The organism is Pantoea sp. X-Soil-ISGK-285 (assembly GCF_059730815.1).
The window spans coordinates 1,238,861-1,257,149 of the sequence record NZ_AP035938.1; the positions used below are offsets into that span (position 1 = coordinate 1,238,861).

The 18,289-nt window shown below is 58.2% G+C and carries 18 protein-coding genes and 1 riboswitch; of the genes, 11 read left to right on the forward strand and 7 right to left on the reverse strand.

Annotation, left to right across the window (positions count from 1 at the left end; genetic code table 11):
- Positions 1 to 16: 16 nt before the first annotated feature.
- Positions 17 to 150, forward strand: a riboswitch (molybdenum cofactor riboswitch).
- The 5 genes from moaA to moaE all read left to right on the forward strand — a co-directional run bounded on the left by moaA (position 140) and on the right by moaE (position 2,836).
- Complete coding sequence (gene moaA, locus AC6I8B_RS05815) at positions 140 to 1,126, forward strand: GTP 3',8-cyclase MoaA (RefSeq protein WP_022626014.1); 987 nt, start codon at positions 140 to 142, stop codon at positions 1,124 to 1,126. Its footprint overlaps the riboswitch before it by 11 nt.
- 14 nt (positions 1,127 to 1,140) lie before the next feature.
- Positions 1,141 to 1,656, forward strand: coding sequence for a molybdenum cofactor biosynthesis protein B (moaB, locus tag AC6I8B_RS05820; protein ID WP_061704214.1), 516 nt, complete (start codon positions 1,141 to 1,143; stop codon positions 1,654 to 1,656).
- Positions 1,657 to 1,658: 2 nt separating this feature from the next.
- Positions 1,659 to 2,144, forward strand: a complete 486-nt coding sequence (moaC, locus tag AC6I8B_RS05825; RefSeq protein WP_050680592.1) for a cyclic pyranopterin monophosphate synthase MoaC — start codon at positions 1,659 to 1,661, stop codon at positions 2,142 to 2,144.
- Positions 2,137 to 2,382 carry a molybdopterin synthase sulfur carrier subunit gene (gene moaD, locus AC6I8B_RS05830; RefSeq protein WP_010260243.1) on the forward strand — a complete coding sequence of 82 codons (246 nt, stop codon included), beginning with the start codon at positions 2,137 to 2,139 and terminating at the stop codon, positions 2,380 to 2,382. The genes moaC and moaD overlap by 8 nt, the downstream gene beginning before the upstream one ends.
- Position 2,383: 1 nt before the next feature.
- Positions 2,384 to 2,836 (forward strand): molybdopterin synthase catalytic subunit MoaE, encoded by a 453-nt coding sequence (moaE, locus tag AC6I8B_RS05835; protein WP_010260246.1) that lies wholly within the window; start codon positions 2,384 to 2,386, stop codon positions 2,834 to 2,836.
- A gap of 105 nt (positions 2,837 to 2,941) precedes the next feature.
- Here moaE and AC6I8B_RS05840 read toward each other — a convergent pair whose 3' ends face one another.
- Positions 2,942 to 3,727 carry an OBAP family protein gene (locus tag AC6I8B_RS05840; RefSeq protein WP_010260249.1) on the reverse strand — a complete coding sequence of 262 codons (786 nt, stop codon included), beginning with the start codon at positions 3,725 to 3,727 and terminating at the stop codon, positions 2,942 to 2,944.
- A gap of 106 nt (positions 3,728 to 3,833) precedes the next feature.
- Here AC6I8B_RS05840 and AC6I8B_RS05845 point away from each other — a divergent pair, with 106 nt between their 5' ends.
- Positions 3,834 to 4,928, forward strand: coding sequence for a DUF1615 domain-containing protein (locus AC6I8B_RS05845; RefSeq protein WP_497817609.1), 1,095 nt, complete (start codon positions 3,834 to 3,836; stop codon positions 4,926 to 4,928).
- Between the two features lie 246 nt (positions 4,929 to 5,174).
- The gene (locus tag AC6I8B_RS05850; RefSeq protein WP_010260256.1) at positions 5,175 to 5,882 is read left to right on the forward strand and encodes a Bax inhibitor-1/YccA family protein; all 708 of its coding nucleotides are present in this window, start codon (positions 5,175 to 5,177) and stop codon (positions 5,880 to 5,882) included.
- 50 nt (positions 5,883 to 5,932) lie between these two features.
- On the opposite strand, the gene AC6I8B_RS05855 is transcribed toward AC6I8B_RS05850, so the two are convergent.
- From AC6I8B_RS05855 to AC6I8B_RS05865, 3 genes are read right to left on the reverse strand one after another with little or no spacing between them, the layout of a single operon-like run.
- A complete protein-coding gene (locus tag AC6I8B_RS05855; protein WP_033757029.1) occupies positions 5,933 to 6,898 on the reverse strand; it encodes a lysylphosphatidylglycerol synthase domain-containing protein in 966 nt (321 codons plus the stop codon).
- Complete coding sequence (clsB, locus tag AC6I8B_RS05860) at positions 6,898 to 8,142, reverse strand: cardiolipin synthase ClsB (protein WP_010260263.1); 1,245 nt, start codon at positions 8,140 to 8,142, stop codon at positions 6,898 to 6,900. The genes AC6I8B_RS05855 and clsB overlap by 1 nt, the downstream gene beginning before the upstream one ends.
- The gene (locus tag AC6I8B_RS05865; RefSeq protein WP_022626009.1) at positions 8,139 to 8,900 is read right to left on the reverse strand and encodes an endonuclease/exonuclease/phosphatase family protein; all 762 of its coding nucleotides are present in this window, start codon (positions 8,898 to 8,900) and stop codon (positions 8,139 to 8,141) included. The genes clsB and AC6I8B_RS05865 overlap by 4 nt, the downstream gene beginning before the upstream one ends.
- A 179-nt stretch (positions 8,901 to 9,079) precedes the next feature.
- Between AC6I8B_RS05865 and AC6I8B_RS05870 the strand changes: the two genes are divergently transcribed.
- From AC6I8B_RS05870 to AC6I8B_RS05885, 4 genes are all read left to right on the forward strand, one after another.
- On the forward strand, positions 9,080 to 9,472 hold the full coding sequence (locus AC6I8B_RS05870; RefSeq protein WP_031594396.1) for a YbhQ family protein: 393 nt from the start codon (positions 9,080 to 9,082) through the stop codon (positions 9,470 to 9,472).
- Between the two features lie 217 nt (positions 9,473 to 9,689).
- A complete protein-coding gene (gene rhlE, locus AC6I8B_RS05875; RefSeq protein WP_022626008.1) occupies positions 9,690 to 11,069 on the forward strand; it encodes an ATP-dependent RNA helicase RhlE in 1,380 nt (459 codons plus the stop codon).
- Between the two features lie 2 nt (positions 11,070 to 11,071).
- A complete protein-coding gene (gene dusC, locus AC6I8B_RS05880; protein WP_010260276.1) occupies positions 11,072 to 12,022 on the forward strand; it encodes a tRNA dihydrouridine(16) synthase DusC in 951 nt (316 codons plus the stop codon).
- 70 nt (positions 12,023 to 12,092) lie between these two features.
- Positions 12,093 to 13,280 (forward strand): MFS transporter, encoded by a 1,188-nt coding sequence (locus AC6I8B_RS05885; RefSeq protein WP_010260279.1) that lies wholly within the window; start codon positions 12,093 to 12,095, stop codon positions 13,278 to 13,280.
- Between the two features lie 21 nt (positions 13,281 to 13,301).
- On the opposite strand, the gene AC6I8B_RS05890 is transcribed toward AC6I8B_RS05885, so the two are convergent.
- The 3 genes from AC6I8B_RS05890 to AC6I8B_RS05900 all read right to left on the reverse strand — a co-directional run bounded on the left by AC6I8B_RS05890 (position 13,302) and on the right by AC6I8B_RS05900 (position 18,241).
- A complete protein-coding gene (locus AC6I8B_RS05890) occupies positions 13,302 to 14,903 on the reverse strand; it encodes an inorganic phosphate transporter (RefSeq protein WP_157351735.1) in 1,602 nt (533 codons plus the stop codon).
- Between the two features lie 187 nt (positions 14,904 to 15,090).
- The gene (locus AC6I8B_RS05895) at positions 15,091 to 16,212 is read right to left on the reverse strand and encodes a L,D-transpeptidase family protein (RefSeq protein ID WP_010260287.1); all 1,122 of its coding nucleotides are present in this window, start codon (positions 16,210 to 16,212) and stop codon (positions 15,091 to 15,093) included.
- A 214-nt stretch (positions 16,213 to 16,426) separates the two neighbouring features.
- Positions 16,427 to 18,241 (reverse strand): glycoside hydrolase family 15 protein, encoded by a 1,815-nt coding sequence (locus AC6I8B_RS05900; RefSeq protein WP_033757041.1) that lies wholly within the window; start codon positions 18,239 to 18,241, stop codon positions 16,427 to 16,429.
- Positions 18,242 to 18,289: the final 48 nt, after the last annotated feature.

Here is an 18,289-nt window from a genome sequence, read left to right on the forward strand (position 1 = left end):
TTACCGCGCTGATCAACGGGTCAGCGTACACTCAAGCCTGAATGCCTACTTCTGCGGATAGGGGGTTCAGGCCGTAGCCATCGAGCTGCCAGGGTGCAGGAAGAAATGACTGCATCTCCCAATCTGGAAAGGTGTTCTGGTGTCACAATTTACTGATGCATACGCGCGTAAGTTCTATTACCTGCGCCTGTCGGTCACGGATGTCTGTAATTTCCGCTGTACCTACTGTCTTCCTGACGGCTACAAGCCGCAGGGAATTCGTAACAAAAGCTTTCTCTCGCTGGATGAAATCCGCCGCGTCACGCGGGCCTTTGCCGCTGCCGGAACGGAAAAAGTGCGGCTGACCGGCGGTGAGCCATCGCTGCGCCGCGATTTCACCGACATCATTGCGGCGGTGCGCGAAAACGCCTCCATTCGCCAGATCGCGGTAACCACCAATGGCTACCGGCTGGCACGTGACGTGAAACAGTGGCGTGACGCGGGGTTAACCGCACTCAACGTCAGCGTCGACAGCCTGGATGCCCGTCAGTTTCACGCCATTACCGGTCAGGATAAATTCCATCAGGTCATGAGCGGTATTGATGCTGCCCTCGACGCCGGTTTTCGCCAGGTCAAAGTCAACAGCGTGCTGATGCGCGATCTCAATAGCCGTAATCTGGCTACGTTCCTCGACTGGATCCGCACCCGTCCGATTCAGCTGCGCTTTATCGAACTGATGGAGACCGGCGACGGCGGCACGCTGTTCCGCGATCAGCACGTTTCCGGCATGGTCATCCGCGATCAGCTGATCGCCCAGGGCTGGCAGCGTCGGGAGAGCGGACGCAGCGACGGCCCGGCGCAGGTCTTTTACCATCCCGATTATGTCGGCGAGATTGGTCTGATCATGCCTTATGCCAAAGATTTCTGTGCCAGCTGCAACCGTCTGCGCGTTTCGGCGCACGGTAATCTGCATCTATGCCTGTTTGGTGACGGCGGTGTGCCGCTGCGCGATCTGCTGGCGTCAGACGACCAGCAGGCCGAACTGCAGGCGCGTATTGCCAGCAGTCTGGGGCAGAAAAAGCAGACGCACTTTCTGCATCAGGGCAACACCGGCATCACACAGAATCTCTCTTACATTGGCGGCTAATTTCAGGAGGCAGTATGGGTAAACCAGCCAGCGAATTTCAGGCAGTGCAGATTGCGGTGATGACCGTGTCAGATCGTCGCGATGCCAGTGACGATACCTCCGGCGACTATCTGCGCGAAGCCGCAGCCGAAGCGGGGCATGAGGTGGTCGATCACGCCATCGTGCCGGATAATCTCTATCGTATTCGCGCCACCGTGTCGCGCTGGATCGCCAGTGAAGATGTTCAGGTCGTGATTATTAATGGCGGAACCGGCTTTAACCTGAAAAACAGCACGCCGGAAGCGCTGCTGCCGCTGTTTGACCGCGAGATTGATGGATTTGGCGAACTGTTCCGGATGATCTCCTATGAAGAGATTGGCGGTTCGACATTGCAGTCGCGCGCGATTGCCGGTCTGGCTAATCAGACGCTGATCCTGGCCGTGCCGGGTTCCACCAGCGCCTGCCGCACCGCCTGGGAACGCATTATCGTTGACCAGCTTGATGCGCGCACCGCGCCCTGTAATTTTGTCTCACATCTCAAGAAACGGTAAGTATGTCTCAACTCACACACATTAACGCCGCGGGCGAAGCGCACATGGTGGATGTCTCCGCCAAGGCGGAAACCGTGCGCGAAGCGCGGGCAGAAGTGCTGGTGCTCATGCAGCCAGAAACGCTGCAGATGATTATCGAAGGCAGCCACCACAAAGGGGATGTCTTTGCCACCGCGCGCATCGCCGGCATTCAGGCGGCGAAACGCACCTGGGAACTGATTCCGCTCTGTCATCCGCTGATGCTGAGTAAAGTGGAAGTGAACCTGGAGGCTGAACCGGACCATAACCGGGTCCGCATCACCACGCTCTGTCGCCTGACCGGCAAAACCGGCGTGGAGATGGAAGCGCTGACGGCCGCATCGGTTGCCGCGCTGACTATCTACGACATGTGCAAAGCGGTGCAGAAAGATATCGTTATCGATCAGCTGCGGTTAATCAGCAAGAGCGGTGGCAAAAGCGGCGATTTCCAGGCGGTCGCGCATGATTAAGGTGCTGTTTTTCGCCCAGGTCCGTGAGCTGATCGGCACCTCATCGCTTGAGGTCGGTGCTGATTATCCGGATGTGGCCGCGCTGCGCAGTGCGCTGGCAGATCGCGATGACCGCTGGGCGCTGGCGCTCGAGTCGGGCAAGCTGCTGGCGGCGGTGAATCAGACGCTGGTGCCGATGAGTCATCCGCTGCACGCCGGTGATGAAGTGGCCTTTTTCCCGCCCGTGACCGGAGGCTAAGATGGAAACGCAGATTCGCGTCGGTCCCGCGCCCTTTGATATGGCGGAAGCGTATCGCTGGCTGGCGGCCTGTGATGAAGATGGTGCGGTCGTGACCTTTACCGGCAAAGTCCGTAACCACAATCTGGGCAACGACGTCGCGGCACTGACGCTGGAGCACTATCCCGGCATGACCGAAAAAGCGCTACAGGAGATTGTTGATGCGGCGCGCGAACGCTGGCCGCTGCAGCGCGTCACGGTGATCCATCGCGTGGGCGAACTGTTTCCCGGCGATGAAATCGTGCTGGTGGGCGTGACCAGTGCCCATCGTGGCAGCGCCTTTTCCGCTGCAGAGTTCATCATGGATTACCTGAAAACCCGCGCGCCGTTCTGGAAGCGAGAAGCGACAGAGCAGGGCGATCGCTGGGTGGATGCCCGCGACAGCGACCACCAGGCGGCTCAGCGCTGGGACTAAGCTGCATTAACGGCTTAGCGGGCAGAAGTGTCTGCGCCCGCTGAGCCGTTAACCGCAGACACGCCGCTGCCCGCATCCCCGGACATCACGACGCTTAGGGCGGGATTAAGGCTGCTTTAGCTGCTCAGCCGGACCAAAACCGGTCTGACCGTGGCTGTGTTCGCCGCCGCCGGCGGTGCGCTTCAGCTGAATGACCTGGCCCTGTTGCCAGGCGTTGGCACCTGCCGCGGCAGGATGCGCCACGATATCCGCACGCTGGGCGCGGATCTTTTTGCTGTCGACGTCAAAACGACGATCGCGGTCCGCCAGCAGTCGCGAGTCCATCTGACCATCCTCCGTAAAGCCCATCATCAGCGCCGGAATGCCGATCGGCAGCGTTTTGTCGCGATCGGTGTGCCAGGTGTGCCAGGTTTTCCCGTAGGTGTTCACAATGCGCTTCATCAGGGCGTGGTCGGCGGCTTCCGGTAAGCCTGGTGCAATCAGCGTGCCCGATTTCACCTCATACTGATGGCTGTGCCAGAGCTTCTTCTCTTCGGGCGGCAGGGTGTTAAACAGCCGTTCGCTGATAATGTACTCCACGCCCATCAGCCGTGCATCGCGCGTGTTGCCGTCGTAAATCACCGCCTGCATCACATCGTCATTCAGCACGGTGACATAGTGGTGCGCCTCCATCTGACCGTTCTTATCGCCGTTATAAAAATGGAATCCGTCAAGATAGGTGTTGATGGCGTCGATGGGCGGACGTGACTGCATCACGCTGGCGCCGGTCTCCAGCACCTTAAGCGAGGAGGAGGTGGGTGCGCCCGGTGATTTTACCTGGGCAGGCGTATTATTGGCGCCGCAGCCGGTTAATAACAGGCTGAACGCCGCAACTGGCCAGAGTTTAAACATCGTAAGTTCCTTTAACGGTAAAAAAGATAACCTTAGTTCAGTTCTCGCCTGCCTGTGAAACTCTGGCAATGGTAGAGTAGAGCTTTGGTTCATTCTGAGGACAGGCATGTCATCCACCCCGATTCTGCAACGTCTGACACTGGTCGCCGCACTGGTGCTGGCAGGTTGTAGCAGCAAGAAAACCCCTGAGGCGCCGGTGCGGCAGCCTGAAGATGTCAAAGCGCAGATCCAGCGGCTGCTGCCGTCGCACGTCAGCAATAAAGCGGCGTGGAGCGACGATATCTACACCACCTTCCGCACTCAGCAGATCGATCCCAGCGCCAGCAACCTCTGCGCGGTGATCGCCGTGGCGGATCAGGAGAGCAACTTCAGCGCCGAGGCCGCCGTGCCGGGTCTGCCAAAAATCGCCTGGGGCGAGATCAATCGCCGTGCGGCGCAGGTGCACGTTCCGGCATTCCTGGTGCGTACCGCGCTGCAGATCAAATCGCCCACCGGTGAAAGCTACGCCGCCCGGCTGGACAAAGTGCGCAGTGAGAAAGAGCTGAGCGCTATTTTCGATGACCTGATCGATATGGTGCCGATGGGCCAGACGCTGTTTGGTAATCTCAATCCAATCCACACCGGCGGGCCGATGCAGGTCAGCATTGCGTTTGCCGAAGCGCATGCCAAAGGCTACCCGTGGCCGATCGATGGCACCATCCGACGTGAAGTCTTTACCCGCCACGGCGGGATCTACTTCGGGACGATGCACCTGCTCGGCTATCCGGCTGACTACAGCCAGCTGCTCTACCGCTTTGCCGACTACAATGCGGGCTGGTATGCCAGCCGCAATGCGGCCTTCCAGGCGGCGGTGTCGCGCGCCACCGGCATGAAGCTGGCGCTGGATGGCGATCTGATTCTTTATGGATCGGATGCGGCGGGCGGCACCGAACTGGCGGTGCGCACGCTGTCGAAGCAGATCGATATGAGCAACAGCGACATTCGCCGCGATCTGGAGAAAGGGGAGAAAGCGTCGTTCAGCGACAGCGAACTCTGGAAACAGGTCTTTACCCTGGCGGATAAAATGGCGGTTCGAAAGTTACCGCGTGAAATGCTGCCGGGCATCAAGCTGGAAAGCCCGAAAATTACCCGTAATCTCACCACGGCGTGGTTTGCGCAGCGTGTCGACAGCCGTTATCAGCAGTGCCTGTCGCGACGTTAAGCGGCATGTTGTGGCACAGTTGAGCTGAGCTGTGCCACACTTAGAGCCAGTTCCGGGCGACTTTTATTGTTATTCTGGCCCTGAACTGTGCGCATCCTCATAAGGCCGTACGGGCCCGTGGCGGTTGTGTCGCGCTGTCGCTGGCCACAGGTGCTGAAACAGAAACAACGTATGCCTGCCAGACCAGGTTATTCATCCGGTTCCCTGTGTGGAGCCGGTCCTAATCCGTTTAACAAGAGGTGCATCATGGACCGATATCCACGAAATGATTCCATCGTTCAATCCGCATCTCGCGGTTTACAAGCCTATATGGCGCAGGTTTATGGCTGGATGACCTGCGGTCTGTTACTGACGGCGTTTGTCTCCTGGTACGCTGCACGCACGCCAGCGATCATGGAGCTGGTGTTTGCTAACCGCATCACTTTCTTCGGACTGATTATCGTGCAGCTGGGGCTGGTCTTCTTTCTGTCAGGTATGGTGCATCGCCTGAGCGGGGCCGTGGCAACCGGGCTGTTTATGCTCTACTCGGCGCTGACCGGCCTGACCATGGCGAGTATCTTCCTGGTTTACACTAACTCCTCGATCGCCAGCACCTTCTTTATCACGGCGGGGATGTTTGGCGCGATGAGCTTCTACGGCTATACCACCAAACGCGATCTCAGCCGTTTTGGCAGCCTGCTGTTTATGGCGCTGATTGGCATCGTGCTGGCGTCGCTGGTGAACTTCTGGCTGAAAAGCCCGGCGCTAATGTGGGCGATTACCTACATCGGGGTGGTGGTATTTGTGGGGTTAACGGCCTATGACACGCAGAAGCTGAAAAATATCGGTGAGCAGATCGATGCCCGCGATACGGAAAACCTGCGTCGCTACTCGATTATGGGCGCACTGACGCTGTATCTCGACTTTATCAACCTGTTCCTGATGCTGCTGCGGATTTTCGGCAACCGCCGTTAAGCCTGAGGGAGTAGCGGGGGAGGCGCACTGTCTGCGCCTCCCCTTTTTTATTACGACTTCTGCAACTTCTGCTCGTTCTTCTGACGCAGATGCTTCGCCCGACTCTCCAGCCCCAGATAGAGCACCAGCGCTAACAGCAGCGGCAGGATAAAGTAGAGCACGCGATAAGCCAGCAGCGCCGCAATGATAGTGCCATGCGAGGCGTGCTGACCGCTGAGTAACGCCAGGAAGACCGCTTCCAGTACGCCAATGCCCGCCGGAATATGAATGATTACCCCGGCAATACTGCTGATCAGCAGCACGCCCAGCACCATCGGATAACCGACGTCTCGTCCCAGCAGCAGCCAGATAATCGCCCCCATCACCATCCAGTTGGCACAGGAAACCGCAAACTGCAGCAGCGCCATGCGCAGCGAGGGCAGCTGCAGCGTCTGGCCTTTTACCGTCCAGCGACGCTGCTTTGAGAAGGCACAGGCCCAGAGGTAGACCGCCACCAGCACCAGCAGAGCGCCACCAATCAGCCGCAGGGTGGTTTCACCAATAAACCAGCCGCTGGGAATCGACACCATGCCCGCACTGAATACCACGCCCGCCAGCAGAATATAGCCCAGCCAGTTAGTGGCGATGCTCAGAGAGAAGATGCGGGTGATGGTGCCGCTATCCAGCCCTAACCGTGAATAGAGCCGGTAGCGCATCGCGACGCCACCCACCCAGGTGCTCAGCGTCAGGTTGAAGGCGTAACAGATAAACGACACCAGCATCACCTGCCGCTTCGCCAGCTTATGGCCGCAGTAGGCGCGTCCAATCAGGTCATAGCAGCCATACACCAGGTAACTCAGCACCACCAGTCCGGCGGCGGTCAGTACCACAAAGCGGTTGTAGTTAACGATGACGTCATAAACATCTTCCCAGTTCACTTTGCGGGCATAGACCACCAGCAGAACCACCACCGCGATGAAAAAGAGCACGGTGAGGATTTTTTTCGCCAGTTGCCAGCGTGGATGTTTTTTTGCCATCAGGATTTTGCTCCCGGGTTATCAGTTTCAACGCGATCCTGCGTCTCCATTTCAGGCTGTACCGGCTCACCTACCTGGGCCAGCAGCGGCGTATGCGCCGGCAGCCAGCCAGCGATGGCCGGGAAATGGCGCAGGAAGTGGAATACCACCACGCTTTTACTCAGTTGCCACCAGTTGCGCGGCGGTAAGCGATCTTCCTGCACGCGCTGGCAATCGTTGGCCAGCAGCGCTTCCAGGTTATCACGCAGCGTCTGGTTAAACGGTCTGTCGTGGATGATCAGATTGGCTTCAAGGTTAAGTGACAGGCTGAGCGGATCGAGATTGCTGGAGCCGACGGTGGCCCAGTAGTCGTCTTTTACCGCGATCTTGCCGTGCAGCGGGCGACGGATATATTCGTAAACTTCAACGCCGCCATCGACCAGATAGTTGTAGAGCAGCTCCGCGCCCACTTTCACAATCGGCATATCTGGCTCGCCCTGCACAATCAGTCGCACCCGGACGCCACGCTGCGCGGCGTTGCGCATCTCACGCAGCAGCCGGTAACCCGGGAAGAAGTAGGCATTGGCGATAATCACATCCCGCTTCGCCTCGCGCAGCATCTCCAGGTAGTGGACTTCGATGTCGTCACGATGCTCGTCGTTATCGCGATAAACATAGAGCACCTGAGCATCGCCGGGCGTGGCGTTGACCGCCGGACGATGAGAGCGCGATCCCCACCAGCGGCGGGTATTCTGTTCGCTGCCAATCGCCTGTTGCAGATAGCGGGCGATGTCGCCCACCACCGGGCCTTTGACCTGCACCGCATAATCCTGTTTGGCTTCCGGGCCATAATCGGTGTTGTGCTCGGCTGAGAAGTTAATGCCGCCGACAAAGGCTACCACGTCATCCACCACCACGGTTTTGCGGTGCAGGCGGCGGAAAACGTTGGTGCGCATCCCCATCACCAGCGGACGCGGATCGTAATAGATGAAACGCACGCCAGCGCTGGTCAGGCTGTTAACAAATTTGTCGGAGAGTTCGGCAGAGCCATAACCATCGACCATCACTTCGACCCGCACGCCGCGCTGGGCTGCCGCCAGCAGTTCGCGGTGCAGGGCGTTGCCCACGTCATCCTCAAACAGAATAAAGGTTTCGATTAATACCGTACGTTCCGCCCGCTGGATCGCGCCAAAGACCCGCGGGAAAAACGCTTCGCCATTTTCCAGCAACAGCAGCCGGTTGCCTTCCTGCCAGCTAAAATTCATAGGTGAATCTCCACCGCCAGCGGCGCATGGTCGGAAAGATGGGACCAGGGCTTGCGCGGCAGCGCCCACGGATGACTGACGGTGGCGTTGCGGACATAGATGCGGTCAAGCCGCAGGATCGGGAAGCGCGCCGGGAAGGTGCGCGCCGGGCGTCCGGTTTTCATGCTGAATACCTCTTTCAGGCCTGCGCCATGTTTCAGAATGGAGTTAGCGCGTCGCTGCCAGTCGTTGAAATCGCCCGCCACCACCACCGGCGCGTCGGGCGGCAGTGAGTTAACCATTTCACATATTTTCTTCATCTGCGCGTGACGATGGGCCACTTTCAGACCCAGATGAACGCAGATGACATGCAGCGTGCCGTGCGGCTCGGGCAGGGCGATCTGGCAGTGCAGCATGCCGCGGTTTTCACTGCCCGCCACCGAGATATCCCGGTTCTCATAGTCGGCGATCGGGAAGCGAGACAGCACCGCATTGCCGTGATGCCCCTCCGGATAGACCGCATTACGCCCATAGGCGAAATCGTTCCATATGGTGTCGGCCAGAAACTCATAATGAGGAGAGTCGGGCCACTCCTCATGGTTAAGGGAGTGGATGGCATGCGTGCCCATCACCTCCTGCAGAAAGACCACATCCGCCTCCGTTGCGCGAACGGCGTCGCGTAATTCGGGCAGGATGAAGCGGCGATTGAAAGGGGCGAAACCCTTATGTGTATTGATCGTCAGGACTTTTATTGAAAATCCTTGCTTGTTTTGTGGCATACTCGCGACGCACTCCTTTTCATCATCAATAGAATCAAAGTGTAGTCTTTGTCACAAATGGGTGGTGAAAGAGGGCGAAAATTAGGGCGTTATCCGAAAATTGTTTTACATTGAGGAAATCGTTTCCGGCTTGTGCCGGTAGCACTTGGGCGACCTGTTGGGTCTGCCAGGAGAACTGAATGAAATGGTCTAATCGTATTCAAATTATCACGGGTCAAACGTTGTTGCATATTGCTATGCATCTGCTGGTGATCGCTGCACTGATCTGGGGCTGGAAGCACAAAGCGCTGGTTGATGTCTGCAGTACGCTGGTGGCGATGTACGCACTGGTTTTTGTTGCCATGCTGGTGACACAGCGCATTGCCCGTTTACGTACTCTCGGCGATTATCTTGAAGAAGCGACCACCACTTACTACTTTGGCGCCGCCATGATGACACTGTTCCTGGTGTCGCGGATTTACCACAACAACCTGCTGCTGGCGTGTCTCGGCGTAGTGATGTTGCTGGGTCCGGCGCTGGTCTCGCTGCTGGCCAAAGAGCCACCGCGACGAATCGAAAACAAACGTAGTTAAGTTGAAGGCCACCGGAAGGTGGCCTTCCTGTTTTCAGGCGGTTAAGTTGTGTCAGGAAATGTGAGCTATCTCGCACACTGCTCTCAAAGCTGTTACACTCGCCCGCTTACGCATCGTAGTTTGCGCCCTTTTCACGCGTCAGCCCTGGCTGGCGTCACTATCCCTCTGAAAACTACACCGTGAATCACGGTCAGAGCGGACCGGAGTAAATCACTTAATGTCTTTTGACTCTCTCGGCCTGAGTGCCGATATTTTGCGCGCGGTCGCCGAACAAGGCTACAGCGAACCCACACCTATCCAGCGCCAGGCGATTCCTGTTGTGCTGGCAGGCCGCGATCTGCTGGCGAGCGCCCAGACCGGCACCGGCAAAACAGCCGGCTTTACCTTACCGATGTTACAAAAACTCTCTGCCACTGCCACGCCCATCCGCGGTCGTCGCCCGGTGCGCGCCCTGATCCTGACCCCAACCCGTGAACTCGCGGCGCAGGTCGGCGAAAACGTCAGCGACTACAGCAAATATCTCTCGCTGCGTTCCATGGTGGTGTTTGGTGGCGTCAGCATCAATCCACAGATGGTCAAACTGCGTGGCGGCGTCGATATCCTGGTGGCAACGCCTGGACGCCTGCTGGATCTGGCACAACAGAATGCGGTTGACCTGTCACAGGTCGAAATTCTGGTGCTGGATGAAGCGGACCGTATGCTGGATATGGGCTTTATCCACGACATCCGTCGCGTACTGGCACGTCTGCCGGCCAAACGTCAGAACCTGCTGTTCTCTGCCACCTTCTCTGATGAGATCAAAGGCCTGGCTGAGAAACTGCTGACCAACCCGGAAATGATTGAAGTGGCTCGCCGCAACACCGCCTCCGAGCAGGTCGCGCAGCAGGTGGCTTTCGTTGATAAGAAGCGTAAGCGTGAATTGTTGTCTCAGCTGATTGGCGAAGGCAACTGGCAGCAGGTGCTGGTCTTTACCCGTACCAAACACGGCGCGAACCACCTTGCCGAGCAGCTGGGCAAAGATGGCATCTCCGCCGCCGCGATCCACGGCAACAAGAGCCAGGGTGCACGTACCCGCGCGCTGGCCGACTTTAAGTCAGGCGGAATTCGCGTCCTGGTTGCCACCGATATCGCGGCCCGTGGCCTGGATATCGAAGAGCTGCCACACGTCGTGAACTATGAGCTGCCTAACGTCGCCGAAGATTACGTTCACCGTATTGGCCGTACCGGCCGTGCGGCGGCGACCGGTGTCGCACTGTCACTGGTCTGCGTCGATGAGCATAAACTGCTGCGTGATATCGAACGTCTGCTGAAGCGTGAAATCCCGCGTCTGGCCGTTGAAGGTTATGAACCCGATCCGAGCATCAAAGCGGAGCCGATCATCAACGGTCGTCAGCAGCAGTCTCGCGGCGGTGCAGGTGGCGGTGGCGGCGGCCGTGGTCGCAGCCAGGGCGGACAGGGTGCAGGCGCATCGCGCTCATCTTCATCCGGCGAAAAGCGTCCTCAGGCGCGTCGTCAGAGCCAGGCCGCTCCTCAGGGCGATAGGCCCGCAGCCCGTCCGCGTCGTCCGGCAGCAGCGAAGCGTACCGGAAACGTCTGAGTATGAGGGTTTTACTGGCACCGATGGAGGGCGTGCTGGATTCACTGGTGCGCCAGCTGTTATCGGAAGTGAACGACTACGATCTCTGCATCACTGAGTTTTTGCGCGTGGTCGATCAACTGCTGCCGGTAAAATCTTTCTACCGTCTCTGCCCCGAACTGCATAACGCCAGCCGCACGCCTTCCGGCACGCGGGTGCGTATGCAGCTGCTGGGGCAGCATCCCGAATGGTTAGCCGAAAACGCCGCACGTGCGGTGGAACTGGGCTCATGGGGTGTGGATCTCAACTGTGGTTGTCCTTCTAAACTGGTCAACGGCAGCGGAGGCGGCGCAACTCTTCTTAAAGATCCCGATCTGATCTATCGCGGCGCGAAAGCGATGCGTGAAGCGGTGCCTGAAGATTTGCCGGTAACGGTAAAAGTTCGGCTCGGCTGGGACTCCAGCGCCCGCAGTCTGGAGATTGCCGATGCGGTGCAACAGGCCGGTGCCAGCGAGCTGGCGGTGCATGGACGAACCAAAGAAGAGGGCTACCGTGCAGAGGCGATTAACTGGCAGGCGATTGGCGATATTCGTCAGCGGCTGCGCATTCCGGTGATTGCCAATGGCGAAATCTGGGACTGGCAAAGCGCGCAACACTGTATGGCGGTAACCGGCTGCGATGCGGTGATGATTGGCCGTGGCGCACTGAACATCCCCAACCTGAGCCGGGTAGTGAAATATAACGAGCCGCCGATGGCCTGGCCTGATGTGGTGCGGTTATTACAGAAATACAGCCGGCTGGAAAAGCAGGGAGATACCGGCCTCTACCACGTGGCGCGTATCAAACAGTGGCTCGGTTATCTGCGCAAAGCCTATGGCGAAGCCGATGGCTTATTCAGCGAAATCCGTGCGTTAAAATCGTCGGGCGACATTGCACAGGCGATTGATCGTCACGCACATGTTCATGGTTTGTGATAAAAAATCAGGCGACCCTTTAGCGGCCTGACGGTATAGTGGGAAAAATTTCCTGGACCCCTTGCCTGCTATGTCTGACTCCGCTGTGTTGAGCAACAGCCAGCTCAACAAACGAATCCTCTCTGTTATTATCTTCACTTTCTTCTGCTATCTCTCTGTCGGACTGCCGCTGGCCGTGCTGCCAGGCTTCGTCAAAAATCATCTTGGCTTCAGCTCCTTTATCGCCGGACTGATTATCAGCATTCAATATTTTGCGACGCTGCTCAGCCGTCCGCAGTCGGGCCGTCTGGCCGATCGCCTTGGACCAAAGCGGGTGGTGATGCTGGGACTGCTCTGCTGCGGCATGAGCGGGGTGCTGACTATCGTGGCCGCACTGCTGAGCGGCTGGCCATGGCTGAGTCTGGCGCTGCTGGCCATCGGGCGGTTGTTTCTCGGCGTGGGTGAAAGCTTCAGCAGCACCGGCTCAACCCTGTGGGGCATGAACATCGTCGGGCCAATGCAGACCGCGCGCGTGATCTCCTGGAACGGTGTTGCGACCTATCTGGCAATGGCCGTCGGTGCACCGCTGGGCGTGCTGCTGAACAGTGAATTTGGTATGAGTGGATTTGCCGGGCTGATTGCGCTGATGGGCGTGGCGGGCTATCTGATGGCCAGCCGCAAACCGGCGGTGACGGTCAGTGTGGGCGAGCGCATTCCGTTTCACCGCGTCTTCTCCCGCGTCTGGCTCTATGGCCTGGCGCTGGGCTTCGGCACCATCGGTTTTGGCGTTATCGCTACCTTTATCACCCTCTATTTTGCCAGCCGCGACTGGCAGGGCGCGGCCTATGCGCTGACGCTGTTCAGCCTGGGTTTTGTGCTGGTGCGTCTGGGGTTTGGTCGCTTTATTACCCGTTTCGGCGGGCTGCGCGTGTCGCTCTTCTCTTTCCTGCTGGAGTGCCTGGGACTGCTGATTATCTGGCAGGCGGACAGCGCCTGGCTGGTAGGGGCGGGCGCATTCCTTACCGGCAGCGGATTTTCTCTGGTCTTTCCGGCGCTGGGCGTTGAGGCGGTTAAACGGGTTGAGCGTCAGGATCAGGGCTCTGCACTGGGCACCTATTCAGCTTTTCTCGATCTGGGCCTGGGCTTAACCGGCCCGGTGGCGGGATTGCTTATCGGACACTGGGGGATGCAGTCAGTCTATCTGGCGGCGGCGTTGATGGTGCTGGGAGCGCTGCTGATTACCCTGCGGCTTTACTGGCAGCAGCGGCTTATCGCCTGAATGACTATAAGCCGCAGACCGTTAAAAATGGCTGAACGCCCAGTAGAGCAGGGCAGAGAGCAGAATAGATACCGGCAGCGTTAAAATCCAGGCGACGGCCAGGTTACGCAGCGTCGAGAGCTGCAAGCCGGAACGGTTCGCCGCCATAGTGCCCGCTACGCCGGATGAGAGCACGTGAGTGGTGGAAACCGGTAAACCGAAACCGTCTGCCGCGCCAATGGTCATCATCGCCACCAGTTCGGCGCTGGCGCCCTGAGCATAGCTCAGATGGGTTTTACCGATCCGTTCTCCCACTGTGACCACAATCCGGCGCCAGCCGACCATGGTGCCCAGTCCCAGCGCAATCGCCACCACCACTTTCACCCACATCGGAATAAAACGGGTGGCGCTGTCGAGTTCCGTTTTCACTGCCTTAAGGTTGCGTTCCGTCTCCTGCGGCAGTCTGACCTCGGCGCTCTGCAGATGCTTGATCGATTCTGACGCCAGATACATCTGGTTGCGGGTATTGGTCACCGCCTGGGCTGGAATGTTTTCCATTGAACCGTAACGACGAATCTCATCGCCGACTTCGCGCAGCGTCATCGCCAGCGCGGGCAGCACGTCGGGATTCATGCTGTTGCTGCCAACAAAGCCGGTCAGTACCTCACGGGCCGGAGGAGGGTTCGCCGAAGCGGGTTGCAGTTGCAGCAGCTGATGGGCGGTCACTTCGTTCAGCGCCGCGACGCGCGGGATCTGATCGGGTGGCAGCGATCGGTTCAGGGCGTAGGCGATCGGCATGGTGCCCACCAGGATCAGCATAATCAGCCCCATTCCTTTCTGACCATCGTTAGAGCCGTGCGCAAACGACACGCCGGTACAGGTCAGGATCAGCAGGCCGCGGATCCAGACCGGTGGCGACTGATTGCTTTCTGGCGCCTGATAAAGCTGGCGATTGCGGATAAACAGTTTCATCACCCACAGCAGCAGCCCGGCGCAGACAAAGCCGACCACCGGCGACAGCAGCAGTGCATAGCCGACCTTCAGTGCCTGATCCCAGTCAACCCCGCTCAGACCGCTGCGTCCGTGCAGCATCGCATTGGCAACGCCGACGCCGATGATCGAGCCGATCAGCGTATGGGACGACGACGACGGCAGCCCTAAATACCAGGTGCCCAGGTTCCAGATAATCGCTGAGAAGAGCAGCGCATAGACCATGGCAAACCCGCTGCCGCTGCTGGCCTGCAGGATCAACTCCACCGGCAGCAGTGAGATAATGCCAAACGCCACCACGCCGCTGGAGAGCAGCACACCCAGAAAGTTACAGAAACCGGACCAGACCACCGCGACGCCGGGCGTCAGCGAATGGGTGTAGATCACGGTCGCCACGGCATTGGCGGTATCGTGAAAGCCATTCACGAACTCAAAGCCGAGCGCAATCAGCAGTGCCAGCCCCAGCAGAAAGAACGGCAGATAGCTGGTGACCGGCATATTGGTCTCTTCAACATCGCTGACCAGATTGAGACCGGCGAACGCCAGTCCGGCAACCAGCAGAATAAAGAACAGCGGTTTACTGAAACGGCTATTTTTGCCGTTGAAATCGGGGCGACCTCGGGCTGATGAGGAGGAGAGACTGTTTTCGCTCATGGTGTACCTCTGGTGGCTGATGCCGGATGCTGATTTGCACCGGGTCAACGCAGTTTGATACGCGCTTTATATGACAGATTAATGATCGTCGGACGGGGCATTCTGAGCGGAGTGCGGGGAAAAACGCAGAAACGCAGGCAATAAAAAAGCCAGCGACAGGCGCTGGCTTCTGCAAGCAGGACGGCAATTACGAGCTGGTATTGGCCGCGGCTGCAGGGGCTGCTGGTGTTACCGGAGCGGCCGGTGCGGCTGGCTCAGTGGCCGGCTGCTGTGGCTGCGCGGCATCACTGTTTGCGCCCTGAGAGGTGACTGGCGTCATTGGCTCTTCCTGTGGCACAGCCTGCGGATTTTCCGGCATCGGAACTGGCGCAGTCTGGATGTTGTTCTCCACGCCGTTCACTTTTACTGGCATACCGGTACGGCCCTGAATCGCGCCATTAACCTGATCCTGATTGACGCTGGCATCAACCAGAACTTTGCTCACCGCCTGATTCAGCGTAATCGGCACCAGCTCACGCGAGTTGAACTGCTCTTCGGTGGTCGACAGCGGGTTATGCACTTCTACATACCGTGAACCGTCTGGCTCCACGGTCGCTTTTACCGGCTGATCAACAAACTGTACGCGCGTACCGACCGGCACGTTCTGATACAGCCATTTGATATCGTCAGCGCGCAGACGCACACAACCATGGCTCACGCGCAGGCCGATACCGAAGTTGGCGTTGGTGCCGTGAATCGCATAGAGACGACCGATATAGAGCGCATACAGGCCCATCGGGTTATCCGGGCCTGGCGGGAAGACCGCTGGCAGGGTTTCACCGCGCGCCGCGTAATCCGCATGCATGCCTTTGGTTGGCGTCCAGGTCGGGCCATCTTTTTTACGTTCTACCGCTGTGGTCCAGTTAATCGGGGTATCTTTACCCAGTTCACCGATACCAATAGGCAACACCACCACGGTTTTGCTGCCTTTCGGATAGTAGTAAAGACGCATCTCCGCGCTGTTAATCACAATGCCTTCACGCGGTGCGTCCGGCAGGATCAGCTGCTGTGGGATGATCATTTTGCTGCCAGCCTTAGGCAGATAAACGTCAACGCCCGGATTGGCTTCCAGCATATTGCTGAGGCCCATCTGGTACTGCGCCGCAAAAGCTTCCAGCGGCAGTTTGCTGTCTTCAGGGACAGTAATTTCGATATTTTCGCCGATCAGACGACTGTTGGCCGGCGGTAACGGGTAAACCACAGCAAAGGCTGACTGGCTGAAGGCCGCCAGAGCCAGTGCGATTGAAGCGAAAGCGCGAATGATTTTCATATTTTACAATTCTTTATCGCCATATTTCAGGCTGTTCAGTGTGTCGAATTCATGCTGGCCACTGTGACCTGCTGCGCATTATATGTTCATTAATCTGACGTTGTGAATCGGGATTTTAACCTGCCTGCAATACTTTACGTAAATTCACCGCGGATATTAGCGCATTTCCGGAAAGCAGGGCGCTAAAAATGGGGCTTTCCGGGGTTATCCCTGACTAAGGTTGCCACTGCGTTTGTTCGCCGCTGAGTTTGCGGTTCAGGAAAAAGGCGGCACTGATTAACGCCAGATGGGTCAGCGCCTGCGGCGTGTTGCCCAGCGCATGGCCGTGGCTGTCAAACTCCTCTGCGTAGAGGCCCAGTGGATTGGCGTAGCTCAGCAACTTTTCAAATTCAAAATGCGCTTCCTGAATCCGGCCCGCGCGCGCCAGACACTCGACATACCAGAAGGAGCAGGCTCCAAAGGACCCTTCTGAGCCTTTCAGGCCATCGGCAGGCGTCTCATGTGTATTGTAACGGCGCACCATACCGTCGCTGACCAGATTAGTTTTGATCGCATCCAGCGTGGCAATCCAGTCCGGGTCGGTAGCGCCCACAAAACGCACCAGCGGCATCAGCAGCATTGAGGCGTCGAGATATTCGCCATGACGGGTCGAAGAGAAGTGACCCTTCTCATTGTTCCAGAAGTTAGCCCAGATATCTTCGCGGATCTCCCGGCGCGCCCGATCCCAGCGTTCATAAGGCATCGGCAGCGATCGCTTCATGCCCAGACGCAGCGCGCGATCCATCGCCACCCAGCACATCAGACGCGAGTGCAGGAAATGTTCCGGTTCACCGCGCATCTCCCAGATACCGGCATCGGGCTGATCCCAGTTCTCACACAGCCAGTCGATCATTTTGACGACATGTTCCCAGCCGCGCTGGGAGATCGCCTCACCATACTTATTGGCCAGATAGACCGCATCCATCAGCTCGCCATAGATGTCGAGCTGGGTCTGCTGCCAGGCGTCATTGCCGATGCGCACCGGACGGGAGTCGGCATAGCCGGAGAGATTCAGCAGCTCCATCTCGTGTAGCTCGGTGCCGCTGTCCAGCCGGTACATGACCTGCAGGCGCATCTCATCGTGATGGCTGTTTTCAACGCAGCGACCAACCCAGTGGGTAAAGTGTTTGGCTTCATCGATATAGCCCAGACGCATCAGGGCATACATGCTGAACGAGGCGTCACGGATCCAGGAGGCGCGATAGTCCCAGTTGCGTTCACCGCCCAGCTCTTCGGGCAGGCCAAAGGTCGCTGCCGCCGCAATAGAGCCGTGCTGATGTGAGGTCAGCAGTTTGAGGACCAGCGCCGAACGCTGCACCATTTCGCGCCAGCGTCCCTGATAGTTACTGTGGGCGCTCCAGCGTCGCCAGTAGTTCAGCGTCTCTTCAAAGCAGTGTTCGGTGGTCAGGGCTTCGATATGCGCATCATCCACGCTGCCAAATTCAAACTGCGCATGTTCACCGGGTTGTAACGTGAAGAGGGCGGTCGCGCTCTCATCCTCCAGCGTCATCGCCACGCTGGCGGCGAGGCGCAGCGACGGCTGGCCTTCGGCATGAAAATCGATACAGCCGTTGTGCGCCTCTGCACGGGTCTGCGCCCGGGCGTAGTCGTGACGCGGTGAACAGCGCAGGCTAAAGGTCGCGCTGCCGCGAACCATTTTGACCCGCCGGATCAGACGCGGCAGCTTGTCCTTGTCATCACAAATCGGCATGTAGTCGGTGATCTCCGCCACGCCTTCATCATCCAGCCAGCGGGTCTGCAGGATGTTGGTATCGGGCAGGTAGAGCTGCTGACGTCGCGCATTGGGCCAGTCAGGGGCCAGGGAGAAAAGCCCGGCATCATCGCTGTCGAGCAGGGCGGCAAAGACCGACGGGCTGTCGAGTTCCGGCCAGCAGAGATAATCAATGGTGCCATCATTCGCGACCAGTGCGCAGGTGCGCAAATCTCCGATCACGCCATGGTCTTCAATCTTACGTTTTACCTTACTCATCCTCATCTCCCTGTCAGTGTCCATCCTAACTATAGCTGAGCCATCTGA